Origin of the sequence: Streptomyces sp. NPDC047981 (genome assembly GCF_040653315.1) — a bacterium.
Lineage (GTDB): Bacteria > Actinomycetota > Actinomycetes > Streptomycetales > Streptomycetaceae > Streptomyces.
In genome coordinates, this window is sequence record NZ_JBEZNQ010000006.1 from 46,640 (window position 1) to 61,215 (window position 14,576).

A 14,576-nucleotide genomic window follows, 5' to 3' on the forward strand; every position below is an offset into this window, starting at 1 on the left:
GACCGGGACCGTGTGTCCGACCCGACGGCCCGGTAGGCTGCTGCCTTGCCCGCCTGCCCCGAAAGGACCTTGACGTGCCGACGTCCAGCGCCAGCACCTCCGACGCCGCCAAGCCCGCCGCCGCGAGCGGTGGCGTCCAGTCCCTCGAGCGCGCCTTCGACCTCCTGGAGCGGATGGCGGACGCCGGGGGCGAGGTCGGGCTGAGCGAGCTCTCCGCCAGCAGCGGACTGCCGTTGCCCACCATCCACCGCCTGATGCGCACGCTGGTGGCCTGCGGCTACGTACGCCAGCAGCCCAACCGGCGGTACGCGCTCGGCCCGCGTCTCATCCGCCTGGGCGAGTCCGCCTCGCGGCTCCTCGGCACCTGGGCCCGCCCGTACCTCGCGCGGCTCGTCGAGGAGACCGGCGAGACCGCGAACATGGCGCTGCTCGACGGCGACGAGATCGTGTACGTCGCCCAGGTGCCGTCCAAGCACTCGATGCGCATGTTCACCGAGGTCGGCCGCCGGGTGCTGCCGCACTCCACGGGTGTGGGCAAGGCGCTGCTCGCCTACGCCCCGGCGGACGAGGTGCGCGCGCTGCTCGCCCGTACGGGCATGCCGGCCGCGACGGAGAAGACCATCACCACGCCGGAGGGCTTCCTGGACGCGCTGGCCGCCGTGCGCGAGACGGGGTACGCGGTCGACGACAACGAGCAGGAGATAGGAGTCCGGTGCCTCGCGGTGTCGGTCCCCAACTCCCCCACGGCGGCGGCGATCTCGATCTCGGGCCCGGCCGGCCGGGTGACGGAGTCGGCGACGGAGAAGATCGTCCCGATCCTCCAGGAAGTGGCCCAGGAGCTCTCCACGGCCCTCGCGAACACGGCGGCCAACGGCCAGGCGTGACGCCGAGGCCGTACGCGCACGCGTCGAAGAGGCCCTCTCCCCCGGCGGGGAGAGGGCCTCTTTCGGTGCACCCCTCGGTCAGGCGGCGGGCGTCCGCGCCCCCGTGAGCCGGCCGTCCTCCACCAGGACCACCGTGTCCGCGCGCGCCGCGTGCGTCCGGTCGTGCGTGACCAGGACCGTCGCCGTGGACCGCTCCCGGGTCAGGTCCGCCAGGAGGTCCATGACCGCCGCGCCGCGCTCGTGGTCGAGCGCGCTGGTGGGCTCGTCGACGAGCAGGACGGACGGCTCGTTCATCAGGGCCCGCGCGATGTTGACCCGCTGGCGCTGACCGCCGGACAGCTGGTGGGGCCGCCGCGCCGCCTGGTCGGCGAGGCCGACCGCGTCGAGCAGGGCCAGGGCCCTCGCCCGTACCGCCTTCGGCTTCGCCCCGGACAGATGTGCCATCACCTGCACCTGCTCCACCGCCGTCAGCGACGGCAGCAGGTTCGGCTGCTGGAAGACGATCCCGATCCGCTCGCGCCGCAGCGCCGCCCGAGCCGCCGGGTCGAGCGGCCCCGTGTCCGTACCGGCCACGACCACCCGTCCCCGGTCCGGCGTCACCAGCGTCGCCGCCACCGCGAGCAGGCTGGACTTGCCCGAGCCCGAGGGCCCCACGACCGCCGTGAGGTGACCGGCCGGGACCTCGAGACCGACCGCGTCGAGGGCGGTCAGCCGCCCCTCGCCGTCCGGGTAGGTCAGGGTCACGTCGTCGAGGAGGAGAGTCATCGGGCGCTCCCGAGCGCGGTCAGCGGGTCGACGGCGGTGATCCGCCGGATGGACAGGGCGGCGCCGAGGACACCGAGGACGATCATCACGGCGGCAGGGCCGAGCACGGTCAGCGGCTCCAGGACGAACGGCACGTTCCCGCCGCTGATCAGCACCCCCGCGCCGACCGCGAGGGCGGTGCCGAGGAGCGTCCCGGCGCCGAGCATCAGGACCGCCTGGCCGAGCGCGTCCTTGAGCAGGTACGGGGTCGACGCGCCGAGCGCCTTCAGGACGGCCACGTCGCCACTCCGCTGGATCGTCCAGACGGTGAAGAAGGCCCCTATGACCAGCGCGGAGATGGCGAAGAGGAAGCCGCGCATCAGCTGCAGCGAGCCGTTCTCCGCCTGGTAGGACCCTATGGCGGTGAGCGCCCCGTCGACGGTGCGCGACTCCGTGCCGATCGCCTCGTCCCCGGCCGCCGGGTCCGCGTCGTCCGCCAGGTCGAGGGCGATGACCGTGGCCTGCTCCTCGGCGGTGGTGCCGCTGTGCCCGAGCTTCTGCCAGTCGTCGAGCGAGGTCCAGACGACGGGCGTGTGGCTGTACGAGGCGTCGCCCGCGACCGCCGCGACCCGGGCCTCCAGCGGGCCGAGCCGGACGGCCCCGCCCACCCCGACGCCCAGTTCCTCCGCGGCGGACTCGGTGTGGACGACGCGCCCCGGGCCCAGCTCCCCGCTCTCGGGCGCGAGGTCCGCCGACGGTTCCGTACCGAAGGCGGAGACGGCGGCGGTCCGGTCCCCCGCCGCGCCGTTGAGCGTGCGGATGGCGAGCGGCTCCGCGCTCGTCACACCGGGCCGCTCGGCCCACCGCCGCCACTGCCCCTCCGTCACCGTCGAGTTGGTGAAGGAGACCGACTGGCCGGACGGCGGGGCGGCGAAGGCCAGCCGGTCCGCCGGAAGACCGGTGATCGCCGAGATGTTCTCCCGGGCGAGTCCGGCGGTCAGCCCGGACAGCAGGCCGACGAGCAGGGTGATCAGCACGATCACGGCCCCCATCAGCGTGAATCGCCCTTTGGCGAATCTCAGGTCTCTCCATGCCACGAACATGCGACCCAGCTTTCCCGGCACCGGTGGCCCCCGGCATCGCGCCGCGGATGGCTCCACAATCAAACTTTCGGTTGAGTCCGGATTGTCCGGCCCGGCCTACGCTGGACGGACCATGGATCCGCGTTCCCTCACCCCCGCCCTGCGCGCGCTGCGCGTCTGTCTGCACCTGCTGATGGCGGGGCTGCTGGCCCTCGCCGCGCTGAAGGCGGACTCCACGGCCGGGGTCGCGCTCGCGGCGGTGACCGGCGGGGTGTACGCGGCCGGGTCCGCGCTGCCGGTCGTACGGGACTCGCAGCGGGCCGCCGCGCTCTGGCTGGCCGCGCTGTGCGCGTCCTGGCTGGCGCTGCTCTGGGCCACGCCCGACGGGCTGTGGGTGGCCTTCCCGCTGTACTTCCTCCAGCTGCATCTGCTGCCGGTCCGCTGGGCGCTGCCCGCGGTGGCCCTGACGGCGGCCGCGGCGATCCTGTCGTACGTACGCCATGGCGCGGCGGTCAACCCGGGGGTCTTCATCGGGCCGCTGCTCGGCGGCGCGGTGGCCGTGGCGACGGTCCTCGGCTACCAGGCGCTGTACCGGGAGAGCGAGCGGCGCCGGCGGATGGTGGAGGAGTTGATCGAGACCCGGGCGGAGCTGGCGGCGGCCGAACGGCACGCGGGCACGCTCGCGGAGCGCGAGCGGCTCGCCCGCGAGATCCACGACACGCTCGCGCAGGGGCTCTCGTCGATCCAGCTGCTGCTGCGGGCCGCCGAGCGGGCGCTGCCGGCGGGCTCGCCCGCCGCCGGGCACATCGAGGCGGCGCGGCGGGCGGTGCAGGACAATCTGGCGGAGGCCCGGCGATTCGTCCGGGCGCTCTCGCCGCCGGACCTGGAGCACGGTTCGCTGGCGGCGGCCCTGGAGCGCCTGTGCGAGCCGGGCCCCGAGCCGTCGCCGCGCGCCCGTCTCACGGTGAGCGGGACGCCGGTGGAGCTGCCGACGCCGTACGAGGTGGCGCTGCTGCGGATCGCCCAGTCGGCGCTCGCGAACACGGTGCGGCACGCCTCGGCGACCCGCGCGGAACTCACCCTGTCGTTCATGGGCGGCTCGGTGACGCTGGACGTGGTCGACGACGGCAAGGGCTTCGACCCTGCGCTGCTGTCGCCCGCGTCCGGGGACGGCGGTTTCGGTCTTCCGGCGATGCGCGCGCGGGCGGAGTCGCTGGGCGGCACGTTCACGGTGGAGTCCGCCCCCGGCCAGGGCACGGCGGTCGCCGTGTCCCTCCCTCTTCCCGCTGGAGAGCCGACATGACGATCCGTCTTCTGCTGGCCGACGACCACCCGGTGGTACGGGCCGGCCTGCGCGCGGTCCTGGACACCGAACCGGACTTCGCGGTGGTCGGCGAGGCGGCCACGGCCGAGCGGGCGGTGGAGCTCGCGGTGGAGCTGGCCGGGGCGGGCGGGGTGGACGTGGTCCTGATGGACCTGCAGTTCGGCCCGGGGATGCACGGCTCGGAGGCGACGGCGGCGATCACGGCGCGTCCCGGCGGGCCGCGTGTCCTCGTCCTGACCACGTACGACACGGACGCGGACATCCTGGCGGCGGTCGAGGCGGGCGCCTCGGGCTATCTCCTGAAGGACGCCCCGCCGGAGGAGCTGGCGGCGGCGGTCCGCACCGCGGCGGCCGGCCAGTCCGCGCTCGCCCCCGCCGTGGCGCACCGCCTGATGGACCGGATGCGGACCCCGGCGGAGGCGCTGACGAAGCGGGAGCTCGAGGTGCTCCAGCTGGTGGGCGAAGGGCTGTCGAACCAGCAGATCAGCAAGGCGCTGTTCCTGAGCCAGGCGACGGTCAAGTCCCACCTGGTGCACATCTTCGCCAAGCTGGGCGTGGACTCGCGTACGGCGGCGGTGGCGACGGCGACCACACGACGGCTGATCCGGCGCCCGTCCTGAGCGAGCCGGGCGACACCGGCCGGGCGAGCGACCGCGCGGCCGACCGGGTGCCCGTGCGCCGCGCCCGCCGTCAGACCTCGCGGGGCGGTTCGCCGAAGAGTTCGACCGCCTGGCGGACGTTCGCGAGGCCGCCCGCGAGGGCGCTGACGGAGCCGATCGAGCCGGCGATCAGAAGCAGGGAGCGGCGCAGACGGCGGACCTCGGGAATGCCGCTGACGGCCATCGCGTCCAGTGCGGCGAGTTCGTCCTCGGCGATCCCCCGGTCGGTGAACTCGGCCCGGTGGCCCGCGAGTTCACGGCGGAGCCGGGAGACGGCGGCACGCAGCTCCGCCACCCTCGGGTCCTCGTCGCCGCCGGTTGTCACACGCCTCTGCCCAACGCTTCGCAACAAAAGTTCTCCCCCTCGCACGACACTGTGCGCCGAACTTCCCCCACTCCGAGCCCACCGACGAACGGCGGTCGGGCGCCCGGAGTCGCGAGCAAGTTAACGCCATTCCGCGCCCGGCGCGCCACACCGTGGACACAATTCAGGCGTCCGTGTCATGCGGTATGCAGTCAGCATGACGAACACACGGCATTCCACCCCGCTCGTGGCCGGTCTGCTCCTCGCCGCCGGCGGCGGGCGGCGCCTCGGCGGGCGCCCCAAGGCACTCCTCACCCACCGCGGCCGCCCGCTGGTCGAGCACGCGGTGCGCGTGCTGCGCGAGGGCGGCTGCGAGGTGATCCATGTCGTCCTGGGGGCCTCGGCCGAGCTCGTACGGGAGCGGGCCCAGCTGCCGGGCTGTGTCCTGGTCGACAACCCGGAGTGGGCCGAGGGCATGGGCTCGTCGCTGCGCGCCGGGCTCGCCTCGCTGACGGCCGAGGCGCTGCCGGTGGACGCCGCGCTCGTCTCCCTGGTGGACCAGCCGGGGATCGGCGCGGAGGCGGTGGACCGGGTCAGGTCGGCGTACCGCTCGCGGGACGCGCTGGCGGCGGCCTCGTACGACGGGAAGCGCGGCCACCCGGTGCTGTTCGGGGCGGACCGCTGGGCCGGGATCGCGGCGGGGGCGGTCGGCGACCAGGGCGCGCGGGACTACCTGAAGACGCACCGCGACGCGATCACCCTGGTGGACTGCTCGGACGTCGCCGAGCCCTACGACATCGACACGGAGGCGGATCTGGCGCACCTTGAGTGAAGGAGGTGGCACTCAGCGCCATGTTCTGTCGATCCAGAGAATCTCGATATCAACAAACGATTGAACTTCCACCATGAGGAAACTAGTATCCACTGTTCAGAAGCGCCTGATCCTCTGACGGCGCTCCGCGGCCGTATCTCGGCGCCTGCGGCACTCCGTGCCGATCCGTGACGCCCGGCGACCGCAAGGCACCGCCCAGCACCGCCCGCGAAGTCCGCTGAAGGAAGTGACAGTTCATGTCCGCACCAGCGCCGTCCCCCCTGGCGATCGTCGAAGCCGCGCCCCTGCCGAGGCAGGAGGAGGTGCTGACCGACGCGGCTCTCGCCTTCGTGGCGGAGCTGCACCGGCGGTTCACCCCGCGCCGGGACGAGCTCCTCGCCCGCCGGGCGGAGCGCCGCGCCGAGATCGCCCGCACCTCGACCCTCGACTTCCTGCCGGAGACCGCCGCGATCCGCGCGGACGACTCCTGGCGGGTCGCGCCGGCCCCGGCGGCCCTGAACGACCGCCGCGTCGAGATCACCGGCCCGACCGACCGCAAGATGACGATCAACGCGCTGAACTCGGGCGCGAAGGTCTGGCTCGCGGACTTCGAGGACGCCTCGGCGCCGACCTGGGAGAACGTCGTCCTCGGCCAGGTCAACCTGATCGACGCGTACACCCGGCAGATCGACTTCACGGACCCGAGGTCGGGCAAGTCCTACGCCCTCAAGCCGGCCGACGAGCTGGCCACGGTCGTCATGCGGCCCCGCGGCTGGCACCTGGAGGAGCGCCACCTGACGTTCGAGGGCCGCCCGGTCCCCGGCGCCCTGGTCGACTTCGGCCTGTACTTCTTCCACAACGCCAAGCGCCTGATCGAGCTCGGCAAGGGCCCCTACTTCTACCTCCCGAAGACGGAGTCGCACCTGGAGGCCCGCCTCTGGAACGACATCTTCGTCTTCGCGCAGGACTACGTCGGCATCCCGCAGGGCACCGTCCGCGCCACCGTCCTCATCGAGACGATCACGGCCGCGTACGAGATGGAGGAGATCCTCTACGAGCTCCGCGACCACGCGGCGGGCCTCAACGCGGGCCGTTGGGACTACCTCTTCTCCATCGTGAAGAACTTCCGTGACGGCGGGCAGAAGTTCGTCCTGCCGGACCGCAACGCGGTCACCATGACGGCCCCGTTCATGCGGGCGTACACCGAACTCCTCGTCCGCACCTGCCACAAGCGCGGCGCGCACGCGATCGGCGGCATGGCGGCCTTCATCCCGTCCCGCAAGGACGCCGAGGTCAACAAGGTCGCCTTCGAGAAGGTCAAGGCCGACAAGGACCGCGAGGCCGGCGACGGCTTCGACGGCTCCTGGGTCGCCCACCCGGACCTGGTGCCGATCGCGATGGCCTCCTTCGACGCGGTCCTCGGCGCGAAGCCGAACCAGAAGGACCGGCTGCGCGAGGACGTGTCGGTGGCGCCCGGTGACCTGATCGCCATCGACTCGCTCGACGCCAGGCCGACGTACGACGGCCTGCGCAACGCGGTCCAGGTCGGTATCCGCTACATCGAGGCCTGGCTCCGCGGCCTCGGCGCGGTCGCCATCTTCAACCTGATGGAGGACGCGGCCACCGCCGAGATCTCGCGCTCGCAGATCTGGCAGTGGATCAACGCGGGTGTCGTCTTCGAGAACGGCCGGACGGCCACCCCCGAGCTGGCCCGCAAGGTCGCGGCGGAGGAGCTGGCCGCGATCCGCGAGGAGATCGGCGAGGAGGCCTTCGCGGCCGGCAAGTGGCAGCAGGCGCACGACCTGCTGCTGCACGTCTCGCTCGACGCCGACTACGCGGACTTCCTGACCCTCCCCGCGTACGACCAGCTCATCGGCTGAGTCCCCCCTGCGTCGGCTGACCCGCACAGCGGCCGAACAACACGCGGCGAGCCCGCGAACAACGGCTCCGCCCCCGGTGAACGCACAGCACCGGGGGCGGAGCCGTTTCCCGTGTTCCGGCGCCCCCGGACTTTCGCTCCAGTGCGTTTCACAGGGCACGTGACGCAACCGAAACCAGACGCTACCTAGCGGTAACAAGCCATGGCGTGCCAGATTCCGCATGCCACCGGCCGGCGGCTGTCCCCCACTCCTCTGCACCGACGCAGGAGAACACAGCCATGCCCAGAACCCCCCACCGCACCGCCCGAAGACTCGCCACCCTCGCCACCGTCGCCCTCGCCACGGGCACCCTGCTGGCCACCGGAGCGGCCCCCACGGTCGCGGCGAACGGCTCGGGCCCCACCGCCGTCGTGTCGATGGGCGACAGCTACATCTCCGGCGAGGCGGGCCGCTGGCAGGGCAACAGCCTGACCACGAGCGGCAGCCGTAACGGCACCGACCGGGCATGGACGGGCAGCGCGTACGACCCCTCGCGGGTGTACGGGACGACGGCCGCCAACGGCTGTCACCGCTCCGACTCGGCGGAGGTGAAGAGCGCGGGGCCGATCGCCTCCGCACTGATCAACCTGGCCTGCTCGGGGGCGACGACCCGGAACGTCTTCCGCGCCTCGAACGGCGGCGTGGCGTACAAGGGCGAGGCGCCGCAGGCCGACCAGCTGGCGGCCGTCGCCGCCTCCCACGACGTCGGCACGATCGTGCTGTCGATCGGCGGCAACGACCTGGGCTTCGCCGACATCATCCGCTCCTGCGCGACCGACTACATCGTCTGGTACTCGTACTGCCACGACGACCAGCAGGCCGCGGTGGACGCGAAGATCGACACCGCGATGGCGAACGTCGGCAAGTCCGTCGACGAGATCCGCGCGGTGATGTCGGCCGCCGGATACGCCGCCTCGGACTACCGGATCGTTCTCCAGTCGTACCCCTCGCCCATCCCGCGCGCGTCGGAGAACCGGTACGCGGAGAGCGGCTGGAGCCGCACCAGCACGGGCGGCTGCCCCTTCTGGAACCTGGACTCCGACTGGGCACGGGACTCGCTGGTCCCCCAGGTGTCGAACCGGCTCAAGGGGGTCGCGGCGAGCAAGGGAGTGCAGTTCATGGACCTGCGCGACATGCTCCAGGGCCGTGAGGTGTGCGCCAAGGCCAGCAAGCTGGTCAGCTCCACGGTGCCCGCCTCGGCCACGACGAGCGAGTGGGCCCGCTGGATCGACCCGAACGAGACGCAGGGCCCGATCCAGGAGAACGTCCACCCCAACCACTACGGCCAGTTGGCGCTCGAACGGTGCCTCGCGCTGATCCAGGCCCAGCCGAGCGGGAACTTCTCCTGCCGCAACACCGCGGGGGCCGGCGCCTCCGGCATGTATCTGTCGGCCGTCTCCTGACGGTCGCACCGACCCCCCACGGGGATCAGCGGGTGCGGCGTCCGCCCCGGCCACCGCGGCCGCTCCTGGCACGGCGCCGCGCCCGCTCGCTCGTCCGCTTCGTGTCCGGCATCGGGACACGGAGCGGCCCGAGGGTCCGCTCGGCGAGGTACGGGTCGACGGCCGCCATCTCCGCGACGAGCGCGTCGAGGCCGCCGGGCCAGCCCTCGGCGGCCGTGTCGAGGACCGCCCTGCCGTCCTCCCCGTGCCGGTGGAGCCGGTCCAGGATCAGGACGGCGCGGGCGGATCGCGGCACCAGGGTCTCGTCCGCCGACTCGCCCCTGGCGCGCAGCACCCCGTACGCGTACGCGCCCATCACCGGGTCGCCCAGGGCGGCCCGGAGCGCCTCGACGGGGACGGCCTCGGGGTCGAGGAAGCCGAAGAGCGCGCGCGTCCCGGCGGCCTCGAAGGTCCCGGCGTGGACCGTGCCGAGCGCCCCGAGCAGGGCGGACCAGGCGTCCACCGTGTTGTCGCGGGCGTGCAGCCACTCGGCGAGGACCCGGGTCGCGGCGGAAGCCGACCAGCCCTCGGCGGCGGCGATCACGGTACGGGCGTCCCAGGCGGCGGCCTCCTTGCCGTCGGGCGCCGCGACCCAGCGGACCCGCAGCAGGTAGTGCAGCACCTCGACGCCCCAGGGCGTGAGCCCGAACGCGTCGCCGGTGCGGAAGACCATGCCGGTACCGGCGAGCCGGTCGACGGCGCCGGCCATGGCGCGGGCGCCCGGTTCGAGCACGGCCCGCTGCTCCTCGGTGGCCTCGGTCCCGGTGAGCCGGGACAGCTCGTCGAGGGGCGGGAGCGCGTACTCCTCGGGGGCGTTCGCCGGTACGAGAACGGGGGCGTCCTCCATGCGGGGGTCGACCGGCCAGTCCTCGAACTCGGCGGCCCTGCGGGCGACCGACTCGGCGCAGGCGCCGCGCTGGTAGAGCGCGTAGAGCAGGTGGGCGGCCTCGCCGTCGTACAGGCCGCCGTCCTCGCCCTTCATCTCCTCGACCGCGGCGGCGAGCAGGTCCGCGCCCGCCTCGACGGAGCGCTGGGGCTCATGGGCCTCGACGGGCGGGGGCGGCAGCGGGATCGATGAGTCGCCGTAGTAGTTGAGGTGCTCGTCGAGCAGCGTGTCGGCGAGGACGAGGTGCGGGAAGGCCTCGGGTCCCGGGGCGAGATGGGCGTACGGTCCTGTGAGCGCGTCGGAGAGCCCCTCGGCGGTCCACCGGTCGACCAGCAGCCCGCCCAGCCTGCCGAGACCGTGCGCGACGTCCGCGTCGGTGAGCAGCGGCCCGGCGGGCGAGGGGCGCTCCGCCTCGCGTACGTAGGCGCCGCTGAGCGCGTCGGCGAGAAGGGTGTCGGCGACGTCGCTGCGGTTCATCAGGTCCGCGCGGTGGAGCCCGTCCGGCGGCCGCATCCCGTCGTGCCCGGCGAGCCAGGCCCGTACGGCGCCGGGGTCGGCGGGGTCGGTCCCGTCGGCGCGCAGCAGGGAGGCGTACCAGCGCTGCCAGGTGTAGTTGGCGGGGTCCTTCATGGCCCGTTCGAAGTCGGGCAGGATGTCCTCGACCGCGGCCACGATCCGCGCCTGCCGCTTCGCGTTCAGCCTCCCGGCCTCCCGCACGCGCGCGGTGAGCGCCACGAGCACGGCCGGGTAGGACGGCAGCTCGTCGGGCGTGGCGTAGACGAAGGCGGGGGCGTCCTCGACGAGGAGGCGCCGCACCAGCTCGACGCTCGGCTCGGGCAGCCCGCTCCTGCGGTCGGCCCCGCGCAGCGACAGCAGCGCGAGCACGGCGTCCGCCGCCCGTACGGACGAAGGGTCACGGAGCTCCGGGGTTCCGTCGAGGAACACGTCGAGCCCGGTGTTGGTGAGCACGGTCCCTGCCACCTTTCCCAGGGTAGTTCCGGCACGGGCCGGACGGCGCCCCAGGCGGCGCCGTCATGGGACGACAACGGTGCGCTGGGCCGAGAAGTCACCCCAGGTGCCGTCGGGGAGGCGGGCGCGGAGCTTGACGCTGTGGCGGGCGGGCTCCGTGGTGGGGACCGTGAAGGTGTAGGTGGCGCGGCCGGGTGGGGGCTCGGCGCCCCAGATGACGGTGGTGGCGAAGGCGCCGTCGAGGTAGAGCTGGTGTTCCGTGACGGGCGCGCCCGTGCGGGGCGGGTTCCAGCTGAGGGTCACCTCGCCCTTCGCCACGGTGGCCGTCAGGTCCGTGGGGGCCGTGTTGGCGGGAGCGCCGGGGGCCGGGGTGGTGGTGAGGTCGGCGGTGGTGCTGTCCGGGGAGGAGTTCTCGGCGGCGTCGCGGGCGCGGACCGTGAAGGAGTAGACCGTGCCGGCGCGCAGGCCGGTGAGGCGGGCGGTGGTGGCGGTGCCGGGGACGGTGTGGATCCGGGCGTCGGCCTGGTAGACGTCGTACGCGGTGACCTTGGTGTCGTCCCTGGCCGCCTGCCAGGTCAGGGTGGCCTCGTGACTGCCCTCGGCGGTGGCGTGGAGGGCCCGCGGGGCGGTCGGGGGCGTGCGGTCCTGGGCGGTCGCGGCGAGCGTGGTGGCGGGGACGGTGGCGCTGTGCGGGGAGCGGTTGCCGGCGGCGTCGCGGGCGCGGACGGTGAAGGCGTACGGGGTCGCGGGTGTGAGGTTCACGATGTCGACCATGAGGGTGCCGGCGGGCAGGTCCTTGACCTTGCGGCCCTGTTGGTAGACCTCGTAGCCGGTGACCGCGCGGTCGTCGGTGGCCGCGTTCCACATCACGTGGACGGTCTGGGCACTGCCGGCGGCGGCAGTGACACCTGTGGGGGCGGTGGGGCCCGTGGTGTCCTTCGCGGGGGCGGGCGAGCAGGCTGCCGTCAGGGAGAGGGCGAGCACGACGGCCGTCAACACGCTTGCGGCGAGCGGGCGTTGCACAGGAATGCCTCCGTCCGTCGACTTGGTCCAGACCTGTATGGCACGGACCCCTCCGACTCGGCAAGGGGGCGGCTGTCAGTGGGATGCGCTTCACTGGATTCGTCACGCTGAGTAATCAACACGAGGGGGAATCGTGACGGACCGTACGACCTTTGTGACGCTCACCGGGCTGCGCGAGCGCGGCTGGACGGACCCGATGGTGCGCGACCTGCTGGGCCAGCCCGACATCCAGGGGCGGGACCCCCGGCGCTGGTCACTGACGCCCGTGCGGCTGTACCGGCTGGCGCGGGTGGAGGCGGTGGAGCGGACACCGGAGTTCGCCCGGTGCGCCGCCGCCCCCGGAAGCCGCTCCGCGGCCGCCGTGGCGGGGGCCGAGCGGCGACGGAGGGCGGTGCTCGCGGCGATCCGGGCACAGCCGATCGAGGTGCCCAGACTCCCGGCGGCCGAGCTGGAGCGGCGCGCGGTGCGGCACCGGCAACTGCTCGGGGCACGCGGGCCGGGCGGGTCCGGGGGTCCGAGCGGGTCGGGGCGGCCGGGTGCGTCGGGGCGGTCGGGTGCGGTGCCCTCCGGGGCGCTGGTGCGGTGGCAGGTGACGTATCTGCGGCACGCTCTGTCGCGGTACGAGACCCTGCTCGACGGCCTGTTCGGGTCGGCGGGGCGGGCGGAGGCCGAACGGCTCTTACGCGCGCGGCTGTACGAGGCGATCGGCGCCGCCTACCCGCACCTGGCCCGGGAGTGCCGACGGCGCGGCGAGGCCGAGAGTTGAGGACGCCTCCTCAACTCCCTTACGCACCAGGGGTGTACGGGCGCTCCTACGGCTGATAGGAAAGCTTCCTAACAAACCACCCCTCGCTTCTCCTCGGGAGGCTCCGGTGCCCAACCCCCATCAGCGCACCGCGATCCGTGTCGCTCTCGGACTCGCCCTGCTCGCCGTTCCGGCGACCGCCATCGCCGCCCCCTCGGACGGCGCCGCCCCGGCCCGCGCCGAGTCGGCCGCGGCCGCTCCCTTCGCCGCCGCGGCCGTCGGTCTCGACGACCCGGCGAAGAAGGAGATCGCCATGAAGCTGGTCTCCAGCGCGGAGAACTCCTCGCTGGACTGGAAGGCGCAGTACAAGTACATCGAGGACATCGGCGACGGCCGGGGCTACACCGCCGGCATCATCGGCTTCTGCTCCGGCACGGGCGACATGCTCGACCTCGTCGAGCTGTACACCGCGCGCAAGCCCGGCAACGTCCTCGCCACGTACCTGCCGGCCCTCCGCAGGGTCGACGGCACGGACTCGCACGCGGGCCTCGGCTCGGCCTTCGAGCGGGACTGGGCCAAAGCCGCCTCGGACTCGGCCTTCAAGAAGGCCCAGGACGACGAGCGCGACCGGGTGTACTTCAACCCGGCCGTCAAGCAGGCCAAGAGCGACGGCGTGGGCGTGCTCGGCCAGTTCATCTACTACGACGCGATCGTCATGCACGGCGACGGCACCGACTCGGCCGGCTTCCGGAACATCCGCAAGAAGGCCCTCGCGAAGGCGAAGCCGCCGGCCCAGGGCGGCGACGAGATCACCTACCTCAACGCCTTCCTCGACGCCCGCGTCTGGGCGATGAAGCAGGAGGAGGCGCACAGCGACACCAGCCGGGTCGACACGGCCCAGCGGGTGTTCGTCCGCAACAGGAACCTCGACCTCGACACCCCGCTGGACTGGAAGGTCTACGGAGACAGCTTCCACATCGGCTGATCCGGCCCGTCCCCCTCCGACACCGCCGGATCGCGCCGCGCCAGTTCGCGTGCGATCCGGCGGCTGGCCGCCGGGACGGGGGCGATCACCGGGACGTCGAAGCGCGCCCGGAGCGCGTCCGCCGCCTCGGCCAGCGGGCCGCCGCCGATCACGACGGCCCGCGCCCCGTCCCGTTCCACACACGCCCGCACCGCCTCCGCCAACTCCTCCCGCAGCGCCTCCGGCTCGCCCGCCAGCCGCCGGGCGTCGCCCCGGGTCAGGCGGATCCCGGTGTAACGGTCCGCGAGCCCGAGGTCCGCGATCCGCCGCCCGATCGCCTCCGCCAGGTCCGGTGTCGTCGTCGCCACCCCGAACCGCGCTCCCCCGGCCGCCGCCTCCGCGCAGGCCGCCTCGGCGAGGCCCACGACCGGGACGCCCGCGAAGGCCCGCAGCTCGGCCACGCCCGGATCACCGAACGCGCCCACGATGAGCCCCGCGCAGTCCCCGGCCGCCAGGGCCCGGCGGGCCGCCGCGACCACCTCCGGCACCGCGGCCCGGAGCGCCTCCTCGTCGAGGAGCATCGGCGGGCCCTGCCGTACCGTCGCACCGCGCACGGACTCCCCCAGGGTCCGCCGGGCGATCATGGTCATCATCGCCGTGGTGGCCGCCGACGTGTTCGGGTTGATCAGCACCACCGTCCGCACCACGGCCCGCGGCGCCGTCCGCACCACAGAACGCGCCGCAGAACTCGCCGCCGAACGCCCGCGGCCGGCCCCCGCGTCGTACGCGGGGACCGGCTCGGCGGACGGCGGGTGAGCGT

General features: G+C 73.6%; 15 protein-coding genes. 9 read left to right on the forward strand and 6 right to left on the reverse strand.

The features are described 5' to 3' along the window. Positions 1-74: 74 nt before the first annotated feature. A complete protein-coding gene (locus tag AB0E14_RS05740) occupies positions 75-884 on the forward strand; it encodes an IclR family transcriptional regulator (protein ID WP_362412553.1) in 810 nt (269 codons plus the stop codon). A gap of 78 nt (positions 885-962) precedes the next feature. Here AB0E14_RS05740 and AB0E14_RS05745 read toward each other — a convergent pair whose 3' ends face one another. Next, on the reverse strand, positions 963-1,649 hold the full coding sequence (locus AB0E14_RS05745) for an ABC transporter ATP-binding protein (protein ID WP_362412557.1): 687 nt from the start codon (positions 1,647-1,649) through the stop codon (positions 963-965). Further along, positions 1,646-2,731 carry an ABC transporter permease gene (locus AB0E14_RS05750; RefSeq protein WP_362412560.1) on the reverse strand — a complete coding sequence of 362 codons (1,086 nt, stop codon included), beginning with the start codon at positions 2,729-2,731 and terminating at the stop codon, positions 1,646-1,648. The genes AB0E14_RS05745 and AB0E14_RS05750 overlap by 4 nt, the downstream gene beginning before the upstream one ends. A 112-nt stretch (positions 2,732-2,843) precedes the next feature. Between AB0E14_RS05750 and AB0E14_RS05755 the strand changes: the two genes are divergently transcribed. Continuing rightward, positions 2,844-4,013 (forward strand): sensor histidine kinase, encoded by a 1,170-nt coding sequence (locus AB0E14_RS05755; RefSeq protein WP_362412563.1) that lies wholly within the window; start codon positions 2,844-2,846, stop codon positions 4,011-4,013. Beyond that, on the forward strand, positions 4,010-4,654 hold the full coding sequence (locus AB0E14_RS05760; protein ID WP_362412567.1) for a response regulator transcription factor: 645 nt from the start codon (positions 4,010-4,012) through the stop codon (positions 4,652-4,654). Before AB0E14_RS05755 ends, AB0E14_RS05760 begins: the two co-directional genes overlap by 4 nt. A gap of 70 nt (positions 4,655-4,724) precedes the next feature. On the opposite strand, the gene AB0E14_RS05765 is transcribed toward AB0E14_RS05760, so the two are convergent. After that, positions 4,725-5,045 (reverse strand): DUF5955 family protein, encoded by a 321-nt coding sequence (locus AB0E14_RS05765; RefSeq protein WP_362412570.1) that lies wholly within the window; start codon positions 5,043-5,045, stop codon positions 4,725-4,727. 169 nt (positions 5,046-5,214) lie between these two features. Between AB0E14_RS05765 and AB0E14_RS05770 the strand changes: the two genes are divergently transcribed. From AB0E14_RS05770 to AB0E14_RS05780, 3 genes are all read left to right on the forward strand, one after another. After that, positions 5,215-5,829 carry a nucleotidyltransferase family protein gene (locus tag AB0E14_RS05770; RefSeq protein ID WP_362412573.1) on the forward strand — a complete coding sequence of 205 codons (615 nt, stop codon included), beginning with the start codon at positions 5,215-5,217 and terminating at the stop codon, positions 5,827-5,829. A 236-nt stretch (positions 5,830-6,065) separates the two neighbouring features. Beyond that, complete coding sequence (gene aceB, locus AB0E14_RS05775; RefSeq protein ID WP_362412576.1) at positions 6,066-7,688, forward strand: malate synthase A; 1,623 nt, start codon at positions 6,066-6,068, stop codon at positions 7,686-7,688. A 278-nt stretch (positions 7,689-7,966) separates the two neighbouring features. After that, the gene (locus AB0E14_RS05780) at positions 7,967-9,130 is read left to right on the forward strand and encodes a GDSL-type esterase/lipase family protein (protein WP_362412579.1); all 1,164 of its coding nucleotides are present in this window, start codon (positions 7,967-7,969) and stop codon (positions 9,128-9,130) included. A 25-nt stretch (positions 9,131-9,155) separates the two neighbouring features. On the opposite strand, the gene AB0E14_RS05785 is transcribed toward AB0E14_RS05780, so the two are convergent. Both AB0E14_RS05785 and AB0E14_RS05790 read right to left on the reverse strand, forming a co-directional pair. Beyond that, positions 9,156-11,036, reverse strand: a complete 1,881-nt coding sequence (locus AB0E14_RS05785; protein ID WP_362412582.1) for a hypothetical protein — start codon at positions 11,034-11,036, stop codon at positions 9,156-9,158. A 51-nt stretch (positions 11,037-11,087) separates the two neighbouring features. After that, complete coding sequence (locus AB0E14_RS05790) at positions 11,088-12,047, reverse strand: fibronectin type III domain-containing protein (protein WP_362412585.1); 960 nt, start codon at positions 12,045-12,047, stop codon at positions 11,088-11,090. A gap of 133 nt (positions 12,048-12,180) precedes the next feature. Between AB0E14_RS05790 and AB0E14_RS05795 the strand changes: the two genes are divergently transcribed. Continuing rightward, positions 12,181-12,813: a hypothetical protein gene (locus AB0E14_RS05795; protein WP_362412588.1), complete on the forward strand. Its 633-nt coding sequence runs from the start codon at positions 12,181-12,183 to the stop codon at positions 12,811-12,813. A gap of 106 nt (positions 12,814-12,919) precedes the next feature. Next, on the forward strand, positions 12,920-13,777 hold the full coding sequence (locus AB0E14_RS05800; protein ID WP_362412591.1) for a chitosanase: 858 nt from the start codon (positions 12,920-12,922) through the stop codon (positions 13,775-13,777). Here the strand turns inward: AB0E14_RS05800 and AB0E14_RS05805 are convergent. Then, positions 13,750-14,400, reverse strand: a complete 651-nt coding sequence (locus tag AB0E14_RS05805) for an aspartate/glutamate racemase family protein (protein ID WP_362412594.1) — start codon at positions 14,398-14,400, stop codon at positions 13,750-13,752. The two genes, AB0E14_RS05800 and AB0E14_RS05805, sit on opposite strands and share 28 nt — an antisense overlap. Between AB0E14_RS05805 and AB0E14_RS05810 the strand changes: the two genes are divergently transcribed. Then, on the forward strand, positions 14,399-14,572 hold the full coding sequence (locus AB0E14_RS05810; RefSeq protein ID WP_362412597.1) for a hypothetical protein: 174 nt from the start codon (positions 14,399-14,401) through the stop codon (positions 14,570-14,572). The two genes, AB0E14_RS05805 and AB0E14_RS05810, sit on opposite strands and share 2 nt — an antisense overlap. The last annotated feature ends 4 nt before the right edge of the window (positions 14,573-14,576 follow it).